Below are 20490 nucleotides of genomic sequence, written 5' to 3'. Positions count from 1 at the left end.
GGATTCACTTCCGGGTGATGAACCCGAGCGAATAAAAAGAAAATCAGTAAAACAGAGTCGCTGTACCGATGTAATGAACTGCTCATTTAACTCTATGTTAAGGAAAAAACATGAAAAAGAGTCTTCTCTTTGCCGCACTGGCGATGGCCGCCTCGTGCGCCCAGGCTGACGAAGCCGCCGTCCTGAGGGTGCAGGCCTCGCTCACAAGCCTGCCCTGCACGCCGGAGCTGAGTAATAACGGCGTGGTCGATTTTGGCCGCGTCCAGGTTGGCGAGCTGTCGCAAACCCAGGCAACGCAGTTGGGTGAGAAAAGCCTGAACCTGACCATCACCTGCCCGACCCCGACGAAAGTCGGCTGGAGCATTGCCGATAACCGCACCGAAACCAACGCCAGCACCGGCGGCAACACCAATCTGAAAGTGATGAATGCCACGGCCAACGGCAACGCCCTGCTCGGCACCACGTCCACCTTCGGCCTGGGCAAGACCCACGACGGCAAAAACATCGGCGCTTACGCTATTTATACGCGTACGGCTGAAGTCACCGCGAACGGCGCGTCTGCCGAACCTATCCGCACGGCCGCCACGGCGGTAAGAGGCGTTAACCGCTGGCAGAAAACCACCACGGGAACAATCGCGAATAAGGATTTGGGGCTGATGAGCGTCGCGCGCACGGGGAAAACCGAGCCGATGTCGGTCACGCGCGTCACCTTCCCGCTTAACGTCTCGCTGGCGGTAGAAAGTCTTAAGAAGCTCTCGTTAACGGAACGCACCGAGTTTGATGGTCAGGCAACCATCAGCGTGGTGTACCTGTAATGAGAAACCGGGCGGCGAAGGCCGCCCGGCAGCACAACGTTACTCTTTATCGCCCAGCAGAACGGATTCCAGCGCGATTTTGATCATGTCGTTGAAGGTGGTCTGACGCTCCGCAGCGGTGGTCTGCTCGTGGGTACGGATATGGTCAGAGACGGTGCAGATGGTCAGCGCCTTCGCACCAAACTCCGCCGCCACGCCGTAGATACCCGCCGCTTCCATTTCCACGCCCAGGATGCCGTACTTCTCCATCACGTCGAACATTTCGCCGTCCGGGGAGTAGAACAGGTCGGCAGAGAACAGGTTGCCTACGCGCGCGTCAACGCCCAGCGCCTTCGCCGCGTCAACCGCGTTGCGCACCATGTCGAAGTCCGCGATGGCGGAGAAGTCGTGATCCTTAAAGCGGATACGGTTGACTTTAGAATCGGTGCACGCGCCCATGCCAATAACCACGTCGCGCAGCTTAACGTCCATACGCACCGCGCCGCAGGAGCCCACGCGGATAATTTTCTTCACGCCGAAGTCGGTGATCAGCTCTTTGGTGTAGATGGAGCAGGACGGGATACCCATGCCGTGGCCCATGACGGAAATTTTGCGGCCTTTGTAAGTCCCGGTGAAGCCCAGCATGCCGCGAACGTTGTTCACTTCACGCACGTCTTCGAGGAAAGTTTCCGCAATGTGCTTCGCGCGCAGCGGGTCGCCCGGCATCAATACGACGTCAGCGAAATCACCCATTTCTGCATTAATGTGAGGAGTTGCCATCTTCAGTTCCTTTTCATTTGAGTTTTTTTTGCCCGGTGGCGCTTCGCTTACCGGGCCTACGGTTTTGTAGGCCGGGTAAGGCGCAGCCGCCACCCGGCAATGACCTCAGAACATAGCCTTGCCATATTCCATGTCAGACGTACCAAAGTATTTCGCAATCGTCTGGCCGATATCCGCGAAGGTTTCACGGTGACCGAGCGAGCCAGGCTTCACTTTCGGGCCGTACACCAGCACCGGAATGTGCTCGCGGGTGTGGTCGGTACCGGTCCAGGTTGGGTCACAGCCGTGGTCGGCGGTCAGGATCAGAATGTCATCTTCACCCACCAGCTCCATCAGCTCCGGCAGACGGCGGTCGAACAGCTCCAGACCGGCAGCATAGCCCGCCACGTCGCGACGGTGGCCCCAGGAGGAGTCGAAGTCCACGAAGTTGGTGAAGACAATGGTCTTGTCGCCCGCTTCCTTCATCTCTTTGATGGTCGCATCAAACAGCGCGTCCAGACCGGTCGCCTTCACTTTTTTGGTGATGCCGCAGTTGGCGTAGATATCCGCGATTTTACCCACGGAGACCACGTGGCCGTCTTTCTCTTCGACCAGCTTCTGCAGCACGGTTGGCGCCGGTGGCTCAACGGCCAGATCGTGACGGTTACCGGTACGCTGGAAGTTGCCCGCCTTGTCGCCGATAAACGGACGCGCGATCACGCGGCCAATGTTGTAGCCGCCTTCGGTCAGCTCTTCACGGGCGATTTCGCACAGCTCGTAGAGTTTATCCAGGCCGTAGGTCTCTTCGTGGCAGGCAATCTGGAACACGGAGTCAGCGGAGGTGTAGAAAATCGGCTTGCCGGTTTTCATGTGCTCTTCGCCGAGCTCGTCCAGGATCACGGTGCCGGAAGAGTGGCAGTTGCCGAGGTAGCCCGGCAGGTTGGCGCGCTTAACCAGCTTGTCCAGCAGCTCCTGCGGGAAGCTGTTCTGGTGATCGGAGAAGTAGCCCCAGTCGAACAGCACCGGCACGCCGGCGATTTCCCAGTGGCCGGACGGGGTGTCTTTGCCGGAAGAGAGCTCGTGCGCCCAGGCGTATGCGCCCACCACTTCCGCGCTCCCGTCCATACCGGCTGCGATTTTACCGGTAGAACCTTCGTGCGCCTTGACCAGGCCGAGACGGGTCAGGTTTGGCAGATTCAGCGGGCCCTTGCGGCCGTTGTCCGCTTCGCCTTTCGCACAGGCTTCCGCGATGTGGCCCATGGTATCGGAACCCACGTCGCCAAAACGTTCTGCATCTTCGGTTGCGCCGATGCCGAATGAGTCCAGCACCATAATAAATGCACGTTTCATAATTGTTCTCCGTACTCAGTGCTTAAAAAATAGGGATCAGATCAGTATACAGTCATTCGGTGATGCGACGATAGACGCAAGGCGTGCTTTCAGGCGCTTTATCGTCAAGCTTAATTGCCGCTTTCACCGCTTTCGCCGCGTCCTGCCAGCTGGCCTCGTCCTTCGCGTGGATCACCGCCAGCGGACGCTGGCCGTCAACGCTGTCGCCAAGACGGGCCATATCGGTAAAGCCGACGCTGTAATCAATGGTATCCGACGCCTGACGACGGCCGCCGCCCATGGAAACAACCGCCATGCCGAGCGCGCGGGTGTCCATCGCGGACACAAAGCCTTCGCTGTCCGCGTACACCGCCTTGCTGAGCATCGCGGTTGGCAGGTATTTGGCGTAGTTTTCGACAAAGTCGGTCGGGCCTTTTTGCGCCGCCACCATGCGGCCGAAGATCTCCGCCGCCTTACCGTTGTCCAGCACCGCCTGAAGCCTGGCGCGCGCGTCCGCGTCGTCGTTGGCCAGCTTGCCGGAGATTAGCATCTCAACGCACAGCGCCATGGTGACGTCGAGCAGACGCGGGTTGCGGTATTCACCCGTCAGGAACTGCACGGCTTCGCGCACTTCAACGGCGTTACCGGCGCTGGAGGCCAGCACCTGGTTCATGTCGGTCAGCAGGGCGGTCGTACGCACGCCCGCACCGTTGGAGACGCCCACAATGGCTTCAGCCAGTGCGGCAGAGAGTTCATAGGTTGGCATAAACGCGCCGCTGCCCACCTTCACGTCCATCACCAGCGCGTCCAGCCCTTCCGCCAGCTTTTTCGCCAGAATCGAGGCGGTGATCAGCGGGATGGAGTCAACGGTGGCGGTAATGTCGCGCGTGGCGTAGAAACGCTTGTCTGCCGGAGCAAGAGAGCTGGTCTGGCCGATAATCGCCACGCCAACGTCTTTAATAATGTCGCGGAAGCGGCTGTCGTCCGGGAAGATATCGAAGCCCGGAATGGCTTCCAGCTTGTCGAGCGTGCCGCCCGTATGGCCCAGGCCGCGCCCGGAAATCATTGGAATGTAACCGCCACAGGCGGCCACCATCGGGCCAAGCATCAGCGACGTGACGTCGCCCACGCCGCCGGTGGAGTGTTTATCAACAATCGGGCCGTTGAGGTTAAGGCTTTTCCAGTCCAGAACGGTTCCTGAATCTCGCATCGCCATGGTCAGCGACACGCGCTCGGGCATCGACATATCGTGGAAGAAGATGGTCATCGCCAGGGCGGCAATCTGCCCTTCAGAGATGGTGTTATCACGAATGCCGTTGATAAAGAAGCGGATCTCTTCGTCGCTTAATGCATGACCATCACGTTTTTTACGAATAATTTCTTGTGCGAGAAACACGGTAACCTCCATGCGGAATCGGGGGAATTGTGGCGGGTGGCGCTGCGCTCACCCGCGCTGCGATCCGGTAGGCCGGGCAAGCGCAGCGCCACCCGGCAATTCAAACTTAGTAGCTGCTTGCGCTCTTGCCGTCGCCGTGGCCCAGCGCTTTCAGCAGGCTTGCCAGCAGGCTGGATGCGCCGAAGCGGTAGTGGCGGGCATCTGCCCAGTCGGCGCCGAACAGTTCGTCCGCGATCGCCAGGAACTGCTGCGCGTCTTCCGCGGTGCGCACGCCGCCCGCCGGTTTGAAGCCAACGGTTTTCGAAACGCCCATATCGCGGATGACTTCCATCATGATGCGCGCGCTTTCCGGCGTCGCGTTTACCGGCACTTTACCGGTAGAGGTTTTGATGAAGTCTGCACCCGCTTTGATGGAGATTTCAGACGCTTTGCGAATCAGCGCCTCTTCTTTCAGCTCGCCGGTTTCGATGATCACCTTCAGCAGCACGTTTGCCGCCGCGCACGCGTCTTTACAGGCTTTCACCAGGTCAAAGCCCACCTGCTCGTTGCCGGCGATCAGCGCGCGGTACGGGAACACTACGTCAACTTCGTCTGCGCCGTAGGCAATCGCCGCGCGGGTTTCTGCCAGCGCAATCTCGATGTCGTCGTTACCGTGCGGGAAGTTAGTCACGGTTGCAATACGCACCTCCGGCGTGCCCTGCTCGTTCAGGGTTTTACGCGCGACAGGGATAAAACGCGGGTAAATGCAGATAGCGGCGGTGTTGCCGACGGGGGTTTTCGCCTGGTGGCACAGGGCGATGACTTTTTCATTGGTATCGTCATCGTTCAGGGTGGTCAGGTCCATCAGCTTCAGCGCGCGCAGGCTGCTTGCGGTTAAATCGGTCATAACATTCTCCAACGGCATCGCCGTATAAATTTTACCTTGCGGTCTGTGACTATTCTAACATCCAGCCGCACCTACACTTCGACATTCATCACAGTTAATGAAAACTTCGTGCAAATTTGCATTACTGTAATGAGATCGGCATCAAATTTTAATCCGATAACGGCTGCCTAAAACAGCGGTTACCCCTGTGGGATCAATAGCCCCGACGGGATCGCTTCTTAAAATTCTCGGCATCATCCGCAGAACGATAAAGGAAGCGAATATGTCCCACGCCAGCCCCGATGACATGCAGCAACGTTGCCAGCAAATTGTGACAAGCCCGACGTTGAGCCCCGAGCAGAAGCGTCATTTTCTGGCGCTGGAAGCGGAAAACAACCTACCCTACCCGGCGCTTCCGGCCGCAGCCCGCGCCGCGCTGGACGAGGGCGTTATCTGCGATATGTTCGAGGGACACGCGCCCTACAAACCGCGCTACGTCCTGCCCGACTACGCCAAATTCCTCGCGAACGGGTCAGACTGGCTGGAGCTGGAGGGGGCGCAGGATCTTGATGACGCGCTGTCGCTGCTCACCATCCTCTACCACCATGTTCCCTCCGTCACATCCATGCCGGTGTACCTGGGCCATCTGGATGCGCTGCTGCAACCGTATGTTAAAATTCTAACACAAGAAGAAATCGATGTTCGAATAAAACGTTTCTGGCGCTACCTGGACCGCACGCTGCCGGATGCCTTTATGCACGCCAACATCGGCCCGGAAGATACGCCTGTTACGCGCGCCATTCTTCGCGCCGATGCTGATCTAAAGCAGGTTGCGCCCAATCTGACCTTTATCTATGACCCGCAGATCACGCCGGACGATCTCCTGCTAAACGTCGCGAATAACATTTGCGAATGCAGTAAACCGCACGTATCTAATGGCCCGGTGAATGATAAAATTTTCACAAAAGGACGCTACGGCGTCGTTAGCTGTTACAACTCTCTGCCCCTCGCAGGCGGCGGCAGCACCCTGGTGCGCCTCAACCTGAAGGCGATTGCCGGGCGGAGCGAATCCGTCGAAGACTTCTTCACCCGCGCGCTGCCGCACTACTGCCAGCAGCAGATTGCGATCATTGATGCCCGCTGCGATTTCCTCTATCAGCAGTCCGGCTTCTTTGAGAATAGCTTCCTGGTGAAAGAGGGTCTGATCGACGCCGACCGTTTTGTGCCGATGTTTGGCATGTACAGCCTGGCGGAAGCGGTCAATACGCTGTGCGAAAAGGAAGGGATCGATGGACGTTACGGCAAGGACGAGCGGGCCAACGCGCTGGGCTATCGCATCAGCGAACAGCTCGCGGCGTTTGTCGACGAGACGCCGGTAAAGCACGGCTGGAAGCAGCGGGCGATGCTGCACGCGCAGTCGGGGATCAGCTCCGACCTCGGCACGACGCCGGGCGCGCGCCTGCCCTATGGCGATGAGCCCGATCCCATCAGCCACCTGCTGGCCGTTGCGCCGCACCATCAGTATTACCACGCCGGGATCAGCGACATTCTGACGCTGGAAGAGACGGTCAAGCGCAACCCGCAGGCGGTCGTCCAGCTTTGCCTGGGCGCGTTCAGGGCCGGAATGCGCGAGTTCACCGCTAACGTTGCCGGTAACGATCTGGTGCGCGTCACCGGGTACATGGTGCGTTTGTCGGATCTCGAGAAGTACCGCGAGGCGGGGTCGCGCACGAACACCACCTGGCTCGGCGAGGAGGCCGCGCGCAATACCCGCATTCTGGAGCGACAGCCGCGAGTGGTGAGCCATGAACAGCAGATGCGCTTTAGTTAGTCAGGTTATCCCGTTTTCCTGCGTGGACGGGCCGGGCAGCCGCCTGGCGCTGTTCCTGCAGGGGTGCAACCTGCGCTGTAAAACCTGCCATAACCCGTGGACAATCGGCCGCTGCAACGACTGCGGCGACTGCGTTCCCCACTGCCCGCACGACGCGCTAAACGTGCAGGCCGGCCGCGTCTGGTGGCAGGAGAGCCTCTGCCAGCAGTGCGATACCTGCCTGCACCTGTGCCGGCAGCAGGCAACGCCCATGGCGCAGCGCTACAGCGTTGAGGAGATCCTCGCGCAGATCCGCAAAGCCGCGCCCTTTATCGAAGGGATCACCGCGAGCGGCGGCGAAGCGACAACCCAGCTGCCGTTTTTGATCGCCCTGTTTTCAGCGATCAAAGCCGACCCTGCGCTGCGCCACTTAACCTGCCTGGTGGACAGCAATGGCCTGCTGAGCGAAACCGGCTGGCAGAAGCTCCTTCCGGTGCTTGACGGCGCGATGCTGGATCTCAAGGCGTGGGGCAGTGAGCATCACCGCTTCCTGACCGGGCGCGATAACCATCAGATCAAGCAGAGCATACGCTGGCTGGCCGATCGCCAGCGCCTCACCGAGCTGCGGCTGCTGGTGATCCCGGAACGGTGTGATTATCTGGACCATCTGTCCGCCCTGACGGCGTTTATCCGCGCGCTTGGGGGCATTCCGGTGCGCATTAACGCATTTCACGCCCACGGGGTTTACGGCGAGGCGGCGTCATGGCGCAGCGCCACGCCGGACGACGTGGAGCCGCTGGCGCGGGCGCTGGAAAAGCAGCAGATTAGGGTGATTCGTCCGGCGCTATACCTTTAGCGTGATGCCGAACGTTGCGCGGGTGTTTTCAAGCAGCGCGTCGGCAATCACATCCTCCGGCTCCTGTCGCAGTTCGCACAGTTCAGCAAACACGCGCGCGGCCCGTTCGGGGCGATTAGGCTGGCCCTGAAAGCCATTCAGCGGCATATCGGGGGCATCCGTTTCCAGCAGCAGCGCCGGGAGCGGGAGCTGTGCCATCACGTCGCGGGTTTTGCTGGCGCGAGGATAGGTGATGGTGCCCCCGACGCCAATTTTATAGCCCAGCTCAATAAACCGCTGCGCCTGCTGCAGGCTGCCGGAAAAGCCGTGCACGACGCCGGTTCGCGGCAGGTTCTGGCGCTTTAGGTGCATCGCCAGCTTATCGTGGGTGCGGCGGGAATGGAGGATCACCGGCAGATCGTGGCGCTTTGCCAGCCTGAGCTGCGCCTCAAGGATCGCTTCCTGACGCTCAAACTGCGGATCGTCCCGGTAGAGATCGAGGCCGATCTCGCCGATGGCAACGAGCTTGCCGTTCGGCGCGTTCAGCGCGTCATCCAGCCTGTCGATATCCTCATCGCGATGCTGTTCAATAACGATCGGATGCAGCCCCAGCGCCGCGTACAGCGCGTCGTGCTGCCGCGCGAGCTTAAGCACGCGCTCAAACCTGTCGGCCTGAATCGACGGCACAATGATGGCCCGCACGCCCGCCTGCGCCGCACGGTCGATACTGTTCGCTTCATCCCCCGTAAACGGCGGAAAGTCAAAGTGGCAGTGGGTGTCGACAAAGCGGTGCATTACGCCAGATCCTCGTTATCAAACGCGGTGTCGTTCGCCTGCGCGGCGTTAACCAGCGGCACGTCCAGCGCGTCGTTAGCCACCACCGCGGGCGGCGTGATGATCGTTTTATGCCGCCGGATCGGCGGCTGTGCTGCCAGCATTTTACCCACCGTCGCAAGGAAATAGCGCCCGCACAGCCGACCGGTTTTGTAGTCCTGGCGCAGCGCCGGGAGACGGCTGCCCAGCGCCATGCTGACCAGCGGCCTTGGCGGATAAATTTCAAAGATGCGCAGATTGCCCGGCGGTTTTTCGATAAAGCGCTGCATTTCGCCATAGCTGGACTCGTGCCGATGGGCGATATCCACCAGCGGCTGCAGGCTGCTGTCGCCCAGCCAGCGCTCCATACGCTTGAACCACTGCGGGGTGTAATACATTTGCGAAGGCACCGTGCGGATCACGACAATGGTTTTCGCGCCCCGCCGCGCCGCTTCCTGCACCGGCACCGCGTCGCTTATCCCGCCGTCAAGATAGCTGATCCCCTCCAGCAGCGCGCCCGTGCGGTAAAAGCCGGGGATGGCGCTTGAGGCGCGGATAATATCGAGCCAGTTCTCTTTCTGCGGTGAAAAATAGCTGGGAGAGTAGTCATCGCCTTTGCTGGCGCACATCCAGAGCGATTTACCGGTATCGAACAGCCGCGCCGCCGTGTCCATCGCCAGCGGCATTTGGCTGGAGGTGGAGTCCAGCAGCCAGTCAAGATCGATAAGATTTCCGCCGCGCACAAAGCGCACCGGGTTGAAAAATTCTTTCGCCGTGGTGTAACGCATGATCACTTTTCGGGCGTAGCCCGGCTGGTTACAGACGTAGGCTGAGAGGTTTTGCGCACCGGCGGAGGTGCCAAAATAGAGATCGAACGGGTTAAACTGCGCGCGCATAAACTCGTCCAGCACGCCGGCCGTAAAAATGCCGCGCTGTCCGCCGCCTTCACATACCAGCGCAAGCTGTCCTGCGCGAAACGGCTTTAACGCCAGCGGCGCGATATTGCCGAGCGTAACGGGTATTCGCTGCCCCACCTCTGCTTTCCTGTTTTCATTGTTCTGATAAGACACAGTAGCGCACTCGTGTACCATTACTCAAACAAGAAAAAGCCAGTCGCAGGGACTGGCTTTGAAGCGTTTCTTTCACTTAGCGTGTTGCTACGGACGGCGTCGGCCCGTAAACAGGCTGACCAGGAACAGGATGATACCGACAACGAAGACAATTTTAGCTGCCCATGCCGCTGTACCCGCCAGTCCACCAAAGCCCAATGCGGCGGCAATTAACGCGATAACCAGAAATATAATGCCCCAACGAAACATAAGCCTCTCCTTTACCATAGTTAATGTCGGCCGCTATACGTGAGTGCTCAGCAACTCACCGGCTCAGTATTCAAATGTCGTTCTTATTTCGCCCGCAGGTTTCGGCCTTAGGGCGAATTATGTCGATTACTTCGCTTTCAGATCGTTTTTGACGCTTTTCACGCCATCAACGGCTTTGGCGATGGTTTCAGCACGTTCAACCTGTGCCTGTGAATCCACCGTACCGGAAAGCTGAACAACACCATCGGTGGTTTCAACTTTCACCTTGCGAGACGGCACGACGTCATCTGCTAATAGTTTAGCTTTGATTTCGCTGGTGGTAGCCGCATCCCCGGCATAACCTTTCACGGAGGAGTCTTTCGCGTCGCGAACGTGCAGCTTATCGCTGACGGATGCTACGCCTTCAACGCCTTTGGCCACTTTCACGGCCTGCTCAGCCTGGGTCTGGCTTTCAACGAAGCCGCTCAGGGTGACCACTTTCTTGTCTGTTTTTACTGAAATGTCGGTGCTCTTGATGGCTTCATCGTCCACCAGGGCAGCTTTAACTTTTGCTGTGATGGAACTGTCGTCCATAAAATTACCGACTTTATTCATAGAGCTATCGATTTTTTCCCCTGCGCTATTCGTCGTGGAGTGCGCTTTATCCGTGGTGGTGGTTTCCGCCAGAACGGAGCCGCTTACCAGGGCGCTACCTAACGTTACAGCCAGCAGAGTTTTAGAAATCTTCAGTCTTGTCATATTCATCGATGTATTCCTGTGTTTATCCCGTTATTCGGGCGTCAAACGTCCTTTATCACTCGTATACTAGATTTATATTTTGCGAATAAACACGCGGGCAAAATGGAGAACCCAAAGTCATGCATTGAACAGTTAATTCATCCACGCCCGGTGTTAAACACTGAGTTAAATATAGATCACATTTCCGGAGCCGCTTTCAGAATTGCGGAAAAAACGTGCAATCGATAATAAAAAGCGATGAATTAAGAACATTCCGCAAGGGGTTAATAAGACAGGAATAAAAGAAGAGCACGGCGGCTGCCGTGCTCTGAAGGGGATTAGTGTTCGCGGGTTTTGCGGAACTGAACGTCAGGGTAGCGTTCCTGCGTCAGGTTCAGGTTGACCATGGTTGGGGCGATATACGTCAGGTTATCGCCGCCGTCCAGCGCCAGCTGAATCTCGTTCTTGCGCTTAAACTCTTCGAATTTCTTCACGTCAGCGCACTCAACCCAGCGCGCCGTCGCCACGTTGACCGATTCGTAAATCGCCTCAACGTTATATTCGCTCTTGAGGCGCGCAACCACCACGTCAAACTGCAGCACGCCGACCGCGCCAACGATCAGGTCGTTGTTGGCAATCGGGCGGAACACCTGTACCGCGCCCTCTTCCGAAAGCTGAACCAGCCCTTTCAGCAGCTGTTTCTGCTTCAGCGGATCGCGCAGGCGAATGCGGCGGAACAGCTCCGGTGCGAAGTTCGGGATGCCGGTGAACTTCATCATTTCGCCCTGGGTAAAGGTATCGCCAATCTGAATGGTGCCGTGGTTGTGCAGACCGATGATATCGCCCGGATACGCTTCTTCAACGTGAGAACGATCGCCCGCCATAAAGGTCAGCGCGTCGGAGATCACCACGTCTTTACCGATACGCACCTGACGCAGCTTCATGCCTTTCTCGTATTTACCGGAAACCACGCGCATAAAGGCCACGCGGTCGCGGTGTTTCGGATCCATGTTGGCCTGAATCTTGAACACGAAGCCGGTGAACTTCTCTTCCTGCGCTTCGACTTCGCGGGTGTCGGTTTTACGCGGCATAGGCTTCGGCGCCCACTCCACCAGGCCGTCCAGCATATGGTCAACGCCAAAGTTACCCAGCGCGGTCCCGAAGAATACCGGCGTGATTTCGCCCGCCAGGAACAGCTCTTTGTCGAACTCGTGAGACGCACCTTTCACCAGCTCCAGCTCGTCGCGCAGCTGCGCCGCCAGATCTTCACCTACCGCCGCGTCCAGCTCCGGGTTGTCCAGACCTTTGACGATGCGCACTTCCTGAATGGTGTGGCCTTTACCGGTCTGATACAGATAGGTTTCGTCTTTATAGAGATGGTAAACGCCCTTGAACAGCTTGCCGCAGCCAATCGGCCAGGTGATTGGCGCGCAGGCGATTTTCAGCTCGTTTTCGACTTCATCCATCAGCTCCATCGGATCGCGGATGTCGCGGTCAAGTTTGTTCATGAAGGTGAGGATCGGCGTATCGCGCAGGCGGGTGACTTCCATCAGCTTGCGGGTACGATCTTCTACGCCTTTTGCGGCGTCGATCACCATCAGACAGCAGTCTACCGCCGTCAGGGTACGGTAGGTATCTTCAGAGAAGTCCTCGTGGCCCGGGGTGTCCAGCAGGTTCACCAGGCAGTCGTGATACGGGAACTGCATCACGGAGGTGGTGATCGAAATACCACGCTGCTTTTCCATCTCCATCCAGTCGGATTTTGCATGCTGGCTGGAGCCGCGGCCCTTAACGGTACCGGCGGTCTGGATGGCCTGTCCGAACAGCAGCACCTTTTCGGTGATGGTCGTTTTACCGGCATCCGGGTGCGAGATAATGGCAAAAGTGCGGCGCTTGGCCACCTCTTGCAGATAAGGAGACAACGTCATAATTAAATCTTCTTTTATAAGCGCGGCAGCACGCCACGCATCATGGAATACAAAATTGCGGCTATTTTACCCATCAACGGGGGGCAGGCAATCATTGTTTACACAGGAGCTGCTCCAGTTCGTTCAATGACGTGACGGTCCAGGTCGGCTGGATGCCTTCCGGCTGCACGCGACCGTGCGCGTTGAGCCAGACGGTCGACAGGCCTGAGTTCATGCCGCCAAGAATATCGGATTCGGCAGTATCGCCGACCATCAGTACGCGCGCGCGGTCGGGGTTGCCCGCCTGCTCAAGCGCATAGTCAAAAATACGCGGATCCGGCTTTGGCACGCCGACCTCTTCCGAGATCACCAGCGCGTCGAAGTGATCGCGCAGGCCGGTACGCTCAAGGCGGATCTGCTGCAGGGCGGTGAAGCCGTTGGTGATGATCCCCAGCTTCACTTTACCTTTGAGCGAGTCCAGCAGGGAAACGGCACCCGGCAATGGCGCGCAGATATCGGCCATCGCGTTCAGAAACGCCTCGTTCAGCAAACCCGGGTTGACGTTGAGCCGCTCGGCCCACACGTCAAAACGCTGATGCTGTAGCTGTAACGCGCTGATGGCACCGTTCTGGTAGTCCACCCACAGCGGCTTATTCACCGCCTGATAGTCCTGAAAATCTTCCGCGGTGAAGGTCACGCTATAATCGAGAAACATCCGCTGTAGGCCGCCGAACGAGTCAAACGTAAACAGCGTTTCGTCGGCATCAAAGAAAATCCAGTCCCATTTCATCGTTACAACCTTATTTTTGTTATCCAATCGGCAGAGCCATAATAATGGCGTCTTCACGTCCCTCTGCGGTGGGGTAGTAGTTACGGCGGATTGTCGCCTCGTTAAAGCCTAAGCTTTCGTAGAGCGCGATGGCGGCGACGTTCGACGCGCGCACTTCCAGCCACAGGGTGAAAACGTCACGGGTTTCAAGCTCGCGAATGAGGTTCTCCAGCAGCGCTCTTCCGAGCCCCCGACGCTGAAACGCGGGATCAACCGCAATGTTAAACAGCGTCGCTTCGTCCAGGACGACCTGCGTGATGGCGAAGGCCGCCATCGTGCCGTCAACGTCCAGACGGTAGTTCAGATAACGCTCGCCCTGATTGCTGGCAAAGGTCTTCTCGCTCCAGGGAAACGCGTGGGCGCGGGTTTCAATCGCGAACGCTTGCGCGAGATCAGGCGTCGTGAGGGAAGAAATCATGTTCGTCATCGCAAATTTGTTGCCACAGCGCGCTGCGCGCTTTTGGGTTGGCCTTAAGTTCTTCCAGCGCTGGCGAGCAGATCTGGCTCCCTTCCAGAGAAATATCGCCCACGTCGCCCATGCGCCAGCTGTTACAGCGGCTTTCCGGCGGCAGCATCGCCACGCGGTCGGGCGTGAGCTGCAAAACCTGATCCGGCGTGAGCTTCAGGCTACGAAGCACATCACCGATCACGGTTTCGCTCAGGGCGGGCGGTTCATTCGCCACCATCACCAGACGCACGTGTGCAGGTATCGCGATCGCGATTTCGCCCTGCAGCGCCGTCGGGCGACGCAAGGCCCACTGGGTAATGCCCAGCTGCTGCAACTGCCAGTCTCGTCGGGATGTCATAGCGAAAACTCCTGTCTCTCAGGCGCGCAAATATAGCAAATGTGTCGAAACTGCGCCATCTACCTACTATAATCCCCGCCTGAGTTTATTGAGGAACAATTCATGTCTGCATTTACCCCGGCAAGTGAAGTCTTGCTGCGTCACAGTGATGATTTCGAACAAAGCCGTATTCTGTTTGCCGGAGATATGCAGGATGACCTGCCTGCGCGTTTCGACTGTGCTGAAAGCCGTGCCCACACCCAGTATTACCACCACTGGCAGGTGCTGAGCCGCCAGATGGGCGAGCGCGCGCGCTTCAGCCTGGTGGCAGAGCAGAGCGATATCGCCGATTGCGATACGCTGATCTACTACTGGCCGAAGAACAAGCCGGAAGCCCAGTTCCAGCTGATGAACCTGCTCTCCCTGCTGCCGGTCGGCTGCGATATTTTCGTCGTCGGTGAAAACCGCAGCGGCGTGCGTAGCGCAGAACAGATGCTCGAAGAGTATGCGCCGCTGAATAAAGTCGACAGCGCCCGCCGCTGCGGCCTGTATCACGGTCGCCTGGAAAAGCAGCCTGCGTTCGACGCAGAGAAATTCTGGGGCGAGTATCAGCTTGACGATTTGACCATCAAGACCCTGCCGGGCGTGTTCAGCCGCGACTATCTTGATGTCGGCAGCAAGCTTCTGCTGTCTACCCTGACGCCGCACACGAAAGGCAAAGTACTGGACGTGGGCTGCGGCGCGGGCGTGCTGGCAACGGTGCTTGCCAGCCATTCGCCGAAAGTACGCCTGACGCTGTGTGACGTCAGCGCACCGGCGGTAGAGGCGAGCCGCGCAACGCTTGCCGCCAACGGCATTGAAGGTGAAGTGGTTGCCAGCAACGTCTTCTCTGACGTCAGCGGCCGCTTTGACATGATCATTTCCAACCCGCCGTTCCATGACGGAATGGAAACCAGCCTTGAGGCTGCGCAAACGCTGATCCGCGGCGCGGTACGTCATCTCAACAGCGGCGGTGAGCTGCGCATCGTCGCGAACGCCTTCCTGGCGTATCCGAAAGTGCTGGATGAAACCTTCGGCTTCCACGAAGTGATTGCCCAGACCGGCCGGTTTAAGGTTTACCGCACCGTGATGACGCGCCAGGCTAAAAAGTAATTTATCCCGCCCGTAAGCCGGACTGGCGCTCGCGCCAGCCGGTAATACCCGCCGCCTCTTTCGCCCATTTTTGCAGCAATCAAAACAGCGCGCGTATTTTTCTATTGACGTAAAGCTGAAAACATCTAGAATGCGCCTCCGTGGTTACGATACTTTTACAGTGTCGATGGTATGCGAAGGTGGCGGAATTGGTAGACGCGCTAGCTTCAGGTGTTAGTGTCCTTTAGGACGTGGGGGTTCAAGTCCCCCCCCTCGCACCATAAATCACGTAGATATTGCTCGCACTGGGCGAAGGTGGCGGAATTGGTAGACGCGCTAGCTTCAGGTGTTAGTGTCCTTACGGACGTGGGGGTTCAAGTCCCCCCCCTCGCACCAACGAGGCAATATCAAAAAGTAAGATGACTGTGCGAAGGTGGCGGAATTGGTAGACGCGCTAGCTTCAGGTGTTAGTGTCCTTAGGATGTGGGGGTTCGAGTCCCCCCCCTCGCACCAATTATCTTACGTTCCCTCTGCTGTACCTCTCGTTTTTTCTTCATTTCAAACTCATTAGTATCACCAGCATGCCGCTGACCAGAGCAACGCAAGACGGCAAAAGAACATAGTGCCGCAGCTGCTTATGCCAAATCATCCCAGACGTCACCAGCAGTCCCGACACGATAAGCGCCTTCCATACGTCAATGGAAAGATCGGCAAACATCAGGCCGCCAACGACCGCCCCAGGCAGTAACACTCCCCAACCAGATCCCAGCGCTCTGCTCAACATGATTTTCTCTCTCACACTGATAATGATAACCAATATCATATGATAGAGATTATCATTTGTCACCCGCCGAGCAGAATTATACGGCTTTCCCTTTTCCCATAATGACAGTGAATCTATAAGGTGATAAATTGCACATCCGTTAACGTCTTATAAAGATTTTCTGATAATTACCCATCATCTGATTCGAACATTTAATTTTGCAACAACACCTACTTAATTGTTTTAATTGAATATAAATAAAACGCACAACTATGACATCACATTCCTGGCGGTCTTTGGTCAATAGCAAATATCAATTATCTTTACGTTTGTTTCTGTTCTTAAACGCGGCGTCTGCATTATTTTCAATAACTAACCCGCTGTATTCCGTTCGCCTGCTCTCGGTGCCGCTTATCACCATTATTATCATGAGCTGCGGGCTGCTCTTCTGGCACTGGAAACACCGTACACGCAAAATAAATATTCCCGTTATTTCAACGATCTTTGGCTGCCTGTGGGCGCTGCAAATCGTTTCTAAATTTTCACTCATTACTCACGACCAGGAGACCTATTTAATTCTGGTGCTGTTAACCGTGCTGTTCATCGGCTCTCTGGCTTTTGCGAGCAATATCAAAGCATTTACGCTGCATTCATTGCCCTCTTTTATCGCCTGCCTGTGGCTGAGCAATCATGAACACTGGCTGCGCATGGCCTATTTCTTTGCCCTGCCCATGGTGGCGATTGGCATCCATCACGTGCTGCAAAGACGCAACGACAGCTTTGCTCAGGACCTGCTCTCGCGGCTGTTGGAGGAGCGGGAAACGCTAACCGACCTCAGCATGATGGATCCGCTCACCGGGCTGTATAACCGCCGGGGGCTGCAAAGTCGGCTGCAAAATCTCCCGACGCCCGACGGCGGCGAGAACTTTGTGCTGCTGCTGGATATCGATCACTTCAAGGCCTATAACGACCACTACGGCCATATGATGGGCGATCAGGCGCTTATCCGCGTCTCGGCGGCGATCCGCGATGCGGTGCGCTCACGCGATATCGTCGCACGTTTTGGCGGCGAGGAGTTCATGGTGCTGCTGACCAATATCTCGCTGGAGCACGCCCGCCAGACGGCGGAGAATATCCGCCAGAAAGTTTACGATCTTAAAATCCCGCATATGTTTAACCTCAGCGTTGCCACCAACGTCACCATCAGCATTGGCATTGCCATTTTTGAAGATGAGGACATTGAAAGCGCGCTGGAGAAAGCGGATAAAGCGCTGTACGAAGCGAAGCATATGGGGCGCAACAGCATCCTTCTGAGCGACGATTTGCAGACGGCCTGAAAACACGGTCCTGCGCAGACAAAACGCTTGCGATCGGTATTATCTATAGCTAGGATTGGCAATCATTATCATTTAGATTTCTATCTCAACTATGGCAACTCGTACCGCGCAAGCTATTGACCCCATCCTCTGGCGAGCTCCGCTCACCTCGGGGAGCGTGACGCTTGCGGACGCCATTCGGGATAAGATTGCTGATACTCGCGCCCACCTGCTGGATTTCATCAAGCTGGACGAAGCGCATCCGCACCACGCGATGACGCTGGCGCAGTGGAAACGCCCTTCAGAACGTCAGTCGCTGCTGGCGGCCTATTCCGACCATATCTACCGTAACCAGCCGACCCTGCAGCGGGAAAATAAACCGCTGCTCTCCCTTTGGGCGCAGTGGTATATCGGGCTGATGGTTCCTCCCCTGATGGTGGCTTTGCTGACGCAGGACACCATGATCGATCTCTCCCCGGAATATCTTCACGTTGAGTTTCATGAAACCGGCCGGGCCGCCTGTTTCTGGATCGATGTTAACGAAGACCGAAGTGCAGGGCACCTGACCGCCCAGGCGCGCATGGAGAAGCTCGTTACGCAGGCGCTTATCCCCGTCGTGGCTGCGCTGGAGGAGACCGGAGAGATCAATGGGAAACTCATCTGGAGCAATACCGGCTATCTGATTCACTGGTATTTAACCGAAATGAAGCCGCTGCTCGGCGAGGAGCTGGTGGAGGCCCTTCGCCAGTCCTGCTTCTTTACCAGGCAGCTGGCTGACGGCAGCGATAACCCGCTTTTCCGCACCGTGGTACCGCGCGACGGGCTGCTGGTGCGCCGGACCTGCTGCCAGCGCTATCGCCTGCCGGACGTGCAGCAGTGCGGAGACTGTACGCTGAAGTAGTGCTGTGAATTGCCCGGTGGCGCTTCGCCTACCGGGAGAGGGGACAAACATCAAAAACGGCAACCGAGATTGCCGTTTTGCTTTTACCTAGGCCATCTGCTGATTGTCCTCTTCCGCATTACGCTGCGCTTCTTCCGCTTCCTGCTCCAGCAGCTGCTTCTCATACACCTTAAAGAACGGGAAGTAGATGATTGCCGAAACGCAGGCCAGCACGATAACCAGAATAGCGGCGCGGAAGTCCCAGCCTAACGCCCAGGCCGCCCCGACCGGCGCTGGCGCCGTCCACGGAACAACGGAAATCACGCGCCCAATCAAATCGAACTTCATGGCTGACCACGCCAGCACGGCGTTGACCATCGGCGCCAGCAGGAACGGTATGAAAAACACCGGGTTCATCACAATCGGCGTGCCAAAGATGACGGGCTCATTGATGTTAAAGAAGCTTGGCACCACGCTTAACCGGCCGATCGAGCGCAGATGGGCGGAGCGGCTGCGCAGATAGCAGATCACTAGCCCCATGGTCGCCCCGGACCCACCGATAACAATGAAGAATGTCCAGAACGCCTCCATAAAGATATGCGGCAGCGGCAGGCTGGACGCAAGCGCGGTCTGGTTTGCGCCCAGGTTGGTTAACCAAAACATCTGCAGCATGCCGGAGACAATCGCGGCACCGTGAATGCCCGCAAACCACAGCAGGTGTCCAATCAGCACCGCCAGCAGGATCGCAGGCAGAGAGTCCGCAGCAGAAACCAGCGGCTTAAAGATGGACATGATCGCCTGCGGGATCAGCATGCCGAACTGCGACTGAATCAATAAGCTCAGCGGATAAAGCGTCAGCACGACCACCAGCACCGGGATGAGCAGATCGAAGGAGTTTTTGATCATCGGCGGCACCTGGTCAGGCAGGCGAATACCAATGTTGTGCGCCTTCAGGAAACGCATCATTTCTACGCAGTAAACCGCCACCAGAATCGCGGTGAAGATGCCGGTCCCACCGAGGCTGTCGACAGGCATGCTTCCTTTGGTTTTCGGCGCGGCCACCAGCAGAAATGCCATCAGCGACAGCATGGCGCACATAAACGGATCGAGCTGGTGGGTCTTAACGTAGTGTTTGCCCAGGTTGTACGCAATCGCGGCACAGATATAGATAGACATGATGCCCATCGTCATATCAAACGGCGTAAGAATTTGGCCTTCAAACTGCTTTGCCATTTCCAGCCACGCGCGGGCAAAGCCCCACGTGGTGTCAGGCGAAAACGGCGGGTAGGCAAATACCAGTAAAAACGATCCGACAATCATAAACGGCATGGCGGAAATAAAGCCGTCACGAATCGCCATAACGTGACGCTGGGAGGAGATCCGCCCGGCAATCGGACTTACGTAATTCTCAACAAAACGGAAGATCAGATTAAACGCAGCATGGTTGGCAGACATAGCGGCTCTCCTGTCAGACGTTCATGTCGGGCGCATCCACGCCACGCGTTGTGCCATCAATCAGCTTCACAACCTGACTGGTTCGTACACCAGCGGTACTGCTTAAACGGAATGGTTTCATAATTGGCTCTTATTATTGGATACAGGGGACGTTACGTTCTCAGTATTAATCTCTGCATCACGTACTGCAACCGGTTACTGTAACCGGTTTCCGTGAATGTGAAGGCGATCCAGAAATCAGCGATGTGAGATATTTGTTACGGAAGAGATATTTACAGAGCATAATTTCCTGTGACAGATTACGCAGGGTATTTGTCAGGAGGAAACAATGAGTTTGCAGTCAGTACAGCAGTTCTTTGCCGAGCACGCGCCGGATATAGAAGTGATTGAGCTCAACCAAAGTACTGCGACCGTTGCCCTGGCCGCAGCCGCACATTGCGTCGAGCCGGGCCAGATAGCCAAAACGCTTTCGCTGAAGGTTAAGAATGACGTGATTCTGGTGGTAGCGAAAGGCGACGCGCGCCTGGATAACAAAAAGCTAAAGGAGACCTTTGGTGCGAAAGCCCGCATGCTGAGCAGCGATGAGGTCGTCACGATTACCGGGCATCCCGTCGGCGGCGTGTGCCCGTTTGGGCTGGAAACGCCGCTTTCGGTTTACTGTGATGTTTCGTTAAAACAGTATCCAGAAGTCCTGCCCGCAGCAGGTGCCGTTCATAGCGCCGTGCGTATTTCCCCGGAAAGAATGGTGGAGCTGACGTCAGCAAAATGGGTGGACGTGTGCAGTTAA

The 20490-nt window shown here is 57.1% G+C and carries 21 protein-coding genes and 3 tRNA genes; 10 read left to right on the top strand and 14 right to left on the bottom strand.

Annotation, left to right across the window (positions count from 1 at the left end; translation table 11 throughout):
• Window positions 1-110: 110 nt before the first annotated feature.
• Window positions 111-815, top strand: coding sequence for a DUF1120 domain-containing protein (locus AB8804_RS08555; protein WP_371185009.1), 705 nt, complete (start codon window positions 111-113; stop codon window positions 813-815).
• A 39-nt stretch (window positions 816-854) separates the two neighbouring features.
• Here the strand turns inward: AB8804_RS08555 and deoD are convergent, their stop codons facing one another.
• The 4 genes from deoD to deoC all read right to left on the bottom strand — a co-directional run bounded on the left by deoD (window position 855) and on the right by deoC (window position 5164).
• Window positions 855-1574, bottom strand: coding sequence for a purine-nucleoside phosphorylase (gene deoD / locus AB8804_RS08550; protein ID WP_065357047.1), 720 nt, complete (start codon window positions 1572-1574; stop codon window positions 855-857).
• Between the two features lie 105 nt (window positions 1575-1679).
• Entirely contained in the window at window positions 1680-2903 is a 1224-nt protein-coding gene (gene deoB / locus AB8804_RS08545) for a phosphopentomutase (protein ID WP_371185008.1), read from the bottom strand.
• 52 nt (window positions 2904-2955) lie between these two features.
• The gene (deoA, locus tag AB8804_RS08540; protein ID WP_371185007.1) at window positions 2956-4278 is read right to left on the bottom strand and encodes a thymidine phosphorylase; all 1323 of its coding nucleotides are present in this window, start codon (window positions 4276-4278) and stop codon (window positions 2956-2958) included.
• 106 nt (window positions 4279-4384) lie between these two features.
• Window positions 4385-5164, bottom strand: a complete 780-nt coding sequence (gene deoC, locus AB8804_RS08535; RefSeq protein ID WP_371185006.1) for a deoxyribose-phosphate aldolase — start codon at window positions 5162-5164, stop codon at window positions 4385-4387.
• A 262-nt stretch (window positions 5165-5426) separates the two neighbouring features.
• Here deoC and AB8804_RS08530 point away from each other — a divergent pair, with 262 nt between their 5' ends.
• Together AB8804_RS08530 and AB8804_RS08525 are read left to right on the top strand one after the other, a co-directional pair.
• Complete coding sequence (locus AB8804_RS08530; RefSeq protein ID WP_371185005.1) at window positions 5427-6974, top strand: YjjI family glycine radical enzyme; 1548 nt, start codon at window positions 5427-5429, stop codon at window positions 6972-6974.
• Window positions 6949-7809, top strand: coding sequence for a YjjW family glycine radical enzyme activase (locus AB8804_RS08525; protein WP_371185004.1), 861 nt, complete (start codon window positions 6949-6951; stop codon window positions 7807-7809). The genes AB8804_RS08530 and AB8804_RS08525 overlap by 26 nt, the downstream gene beginning before the upstream one ends.
• Here AB8804_RS08525 and AB8804_RS08520 read toward each other — a convergent pair.
• From AB8804_RS08520 to AB8804_RS08485, 8 genes are all read right to left on the bottom strand, one after another.
• Window positions 7798-8583, bottom strand: a complete 786-nt coding sequence (locus AB8804_RS08520; RefSeq protein WP_371185003.1) for a TatD family hydrolase — start codon at window positions 8581-8583, stop codon at window positions 7798-7800. The two genes, AB8804_RS08525 and AB8804_RS08520, sit on opposite strands and share 12 nt — an antisense overlap.
• Window positions 8583-9635: a patatin family protein gene (locus AB8804_RS08515; protein WP_371185002.1), complete on the bottom strand. Its 1053-nt coding sequence runs from the start codon at window positions 9633-9635 to the stop codon at window positions 8583-8585. Before AB8804_RS08515 ends, AB8804_RS08520 begins: the two co-directional genes overlap by 1 nt.
• A 123-nt stretch (window positions 9636-9758) precedes the next feature.
• Window positions 9759-9920 (bottom strand): DUF1328 domain-containing protein, encoded by a 162-nt coding sequence (locus AB8804_RS08510; protein WP_003856556.1) that lies wholly within the window; start codon window positions 9918-9920, stop codon window positions 9759-9761.
• 126 nt (window positions 9921-10046) lie between these two features.
• Window positions 10047-10664 (bottom strand): molecular chaperone OsmY, encoded by a 618-nt coding sequence (gene osmY / locus AB8804_RS08505; protein WP_371185001.1) that lies wholly within the window; start codon window positions 10662-10664, stop codon window positions 10047-10049.
• A 311-nt stretch (window positions 10665-10975) separates the two neighbouring features.
• The gene (gene prfC / locus AB8804_RS08500) at window positions 10976-12565 is read right to left on the bottom strand and encodes a peptide chain release factor 3 (RefSeq protein WP_371185000.1); all 1590 of its coding nucleotides are present in this window, start codon (window positions 12563-12565) and stop codon (window positions 10976-10978) included.
• Window positions 12566-12656: 91 nt separating this feature from the next.
• A complete protein-coding gene (gene yjjG, locus AB8804_RS08495; RefSeq protein ID WP_371184999.1) occupies window positions 12657-13334 on the bottom strand; it encodes a pyrimidine 5'-nucleotidase in 678 nt (225 codons plus the stop codon).
• Window positions 13335-13353: 19 nt separating this feature from the next.
• The gene (gene rimI, locus AB8804_RS08490; RefSeq protein ID WP_371185210.1) at window positions 13354-13791 is read right to left on the bottom strand and encodes a ribosomal protein S18-alanine N-acetyltransferase; all 438 of its coding nucleotides are present in this window, start codon (window positions 13789-13791) and stop codon (window positions 13354-13356) included.
• A complete protein-coding gene (locus AB8804_RS08485) occupies window positions 13766-14179 on the bottom strand; it encodes a DNA polymerase III subunit psi (RefSeq protein WP_371184998.1) in 414 nt (137 codons plus the stop codon). Before AB8804_RS08485 ends, rimI begins: the two co-directional genes overlap by 26 nt.
• 102 nt (window positions 14180-14281) lie before the next feature.
• On the opposite strand from AB8804_RS08485, the gene rsmC reads away from it, so the two are divergent.
• The 4 genes from rsmC (at window position 14282) to AB8804_RS08465 (ending at window position 15802) form a co-directional block, all read left to right on the top strand.
• Complete coding sequence (gene rsmC / locus AB8804_RS08480; protein ID WP_371184997.1) at window positions 14282-15310, top strand: 16S rRNA (guanine(1207)-N(2))-methyltransferase RsmC; 1029 nt, start codon at window positions 14282-14284, stop codon at window positions 15308-15310.
• A 173-nt stretch (window positions 15311-15483) separates the two neighbouring features.
• Window positions 15484-15570: transfer RNA gene (locus tag AB8804_RS08475), tRNA-Leu, on the top strand.
• Window positions 15571-15598: 28 nt separating this feature from the next.
• A tRNA-Leu gene (locus AB8804_RS08470) sits at window positions 15599-15685 on the top strand.
• 31 nt (window positions 15686-15716) lie between these two features.
• A tRNA-Leu gene (locus tag AB8804_RS08465) sits at window positions 15717-15802 on the top strand.
• 40 nt (window positions 15803-15842) lie between these two features.
• On the opposite strand, the gene AB8804_RS08460 is transcribed toward AB8804_RS08465, so the two are convergent.
• Complete coding sequence (locus tag AB8804_RS08460; RefSeq protein WP_371184996.1) at window positions 15843-16112, bottom strand: DUF1435 domain-containing protein; 270 nt, start codon at window positions 16110-16112, stop codon at window positions 15843-15845.
• Window positions 16113-16324: 212 nt separating this feature from the next.
• Between AB8804_RS08460 and AB8804_RS08455 the strand changes: the two genes are divergently transcribed.
• Window positions 16325-17389 carry a GGDEF domain-containing protein gene (locus tag AB8804_RS08455; protein WP_371184995.1) on the top strand — a complete coding sequence of 355 codons (1065 nt, stop codon included), beginning with the start codon at window positions 16325-16327 and terminating at the stop codon, window positions 17387-17389.
• A 91-nt stretch (window positions 17390-17480) separates the two neighbouring features.
• Complete coding sequence (gene fhuF / locus AB8804_RS08450; RefSeq protein WP_371184994.1) at window positions 17481-18269, top strand: siderophore-iron reductase FhuF; 789 nt, start codon at window positions 17481-17483, stop codon at window positions 18267-18269.
• Between the two features lie 87 nt (window positions 18270-18356).
• Here fhuF and AB8804_RS08445 read toward each other — a convergent pair whose 3' ends face one another.
• Window positions 18357-19703, bottom strand: a complete 1347-nt coding sequence (locus AB8804_RS08445) for a PTS sugar transporter subunit IIC (protein ID WP_371184993.1) — start codon at window positions 19701-19703, stop codon at window positions 18357-18359.
• 328 nt (window positions 19704-20031) lie between these two features.
• Here AB8804_RS08445 and AB8804_RS08440 point away from each other — a divergent pair, with 328 nt between their 5' ends.
• Window positions 20032-20490, top strand: a complete 459-nt coding sequence (locus AB8804_RS08440; protein ID WP_371184992.1) for a YbaK/EbsC family protein — start codon at window positions 20032-20034, stop codon at window positions 20488-20490.

Source organism: Enterobacter sp. KBR-315C3_2022 (assembly GCF_041399425.1).
Taxonomy (GTDB): domain Bacteria; phylum Pseudomonadota; class Gammaproteobacteria; order Enterobacterales; family Enterobacteriaceae; genus Enterobacter.
The sequence above is the reverse complement of the archived record's forward strand: the minus strand, read 5'-3'. Positions and strand labels throughout refer to the sequence as shown.

Coding starts and splice junctions, on each gene's coding strand:
- AB8804_RS08455 (WP_371184995.1), top strand. CDS start 16,325: ATGACATCACATTCCTGGCGGTCTTTGGTCAATAGCAAATATCAATTA.
- AB8804_RS08485 (WP_371184998.1), bottom strand. CDS start 14,179: ATGACATCCCGACGAGACTGGCAGTTGCAGCAGCTGGGCATTACCCAG.
- deoD (WP_065357047.1), bottom strand. CDS start 1,574: ATGGCAACTCCTCACATTAATGCAGAAATGGGTGATTTCGCTGACGTC.
- AB8804_RS08525 (WP_371185004.1), top strand. CDS start 6,949: ATGAACAGCAGATGCGCTTTAGTTAGTCAGGTTATCCCGTTTTCCTGC.
- AB8804_RS08520 (WP_371185003.1), bottom strand. CDS start 8,583: ATGCACCGCTTTGTCGACACCCACTGCCACTTTGACTTTCCGCCGTTT.
- rsmC (WP_371184997.1), top strand. CDS start 14,282: ATGTCTGCATTTACCCCGGCAAGTGAAGTCTTGCTGCGTCACAGTGAT.
- deoB (WP_371185008.1), bottom strand. CDS start 2,903: ATGAAACGTGCATTTATTATGGTGCTGGACTCATTCGGCATCGGCGCA.
- AB8804_RS08440 (WP_371184992.1), top strand. CDS start 20,032: ATGAGTTTGCAGTCAGTACAGCAGTTCTTTGCCGAGCACGCGCCGGAT.
- AB8804_RS08530 (WP_371185005.1), top strand. CDS start 5,427: ATGTCCCACGCCAGCCCCGATGACATGCAGCAACGTTGCCAGCAAATT.
- rimI (WP_371185210.1), bottom strand. CDS start 13,791: ATGATTTCTTCCCTCACGACGCCTGATCTCGCGCAAGCGTTCGCGATT.
- fhuF (WP_371184994.1), top strand. CDS start 17,481: ATGGCAACTCGTACCGCGCAAGCTATTGACCCCATCCTCTGGCGAGCT.
- osmY (WP_371185001.1), bottom strand. CDS start 10,664: ATGAATATGACAAGACTGAAGATTTCTAAAACTCTGCTGGCTGTAACG.
- deoC (WP_371185006.1), bottom strand. CDS start 5,164: ATGACCGATTTAACCGCAAGCAGCCTGCGCGCGCTGAAGCTGATGGAC.
- AB8804_RS08555 (WP_371185009.1), top strand. CDS start 111: ATGAAAAAGAGTCTTCTCTTTGCCGCACTGGCGATGGCCGCCTCGTGC.
- AB8804_RS08510 (WP_003856556.1), bottom strand. CDS start 9,920: ATGTTTCGTTGGGGCATTATATTTCTGGTTATCGCGTTAATTGCCGCC.
- prfC (WP_371185000.1), bottom strand. CDS start 12,565: ATGACGTTGTCTCCTTATCTGCAAGAGGTGGCCAAGCGCCGCACTTTT.
- AB8804_RS08460 (WP_371184996.1), bottom strand. CDS start 16,112: ATGATATTGGTTATCATTATCAGTGTGAGAGAGAAAATCATGTTGAGC.
- yjjG (WP_371184999.1), bottom strand. CDS start 13,334: ATGAAATGGGACTGGATTTTCTTTGATGCCGACGAAACGCTGTTTACG.
- AB8804_RS08445 (WP_371184993.1), bottom strand. CDS start 19,703: ATGTCTGCCAACCATGCTGCGTTTAATCTGATCTTCCGTTTTGTTGAG.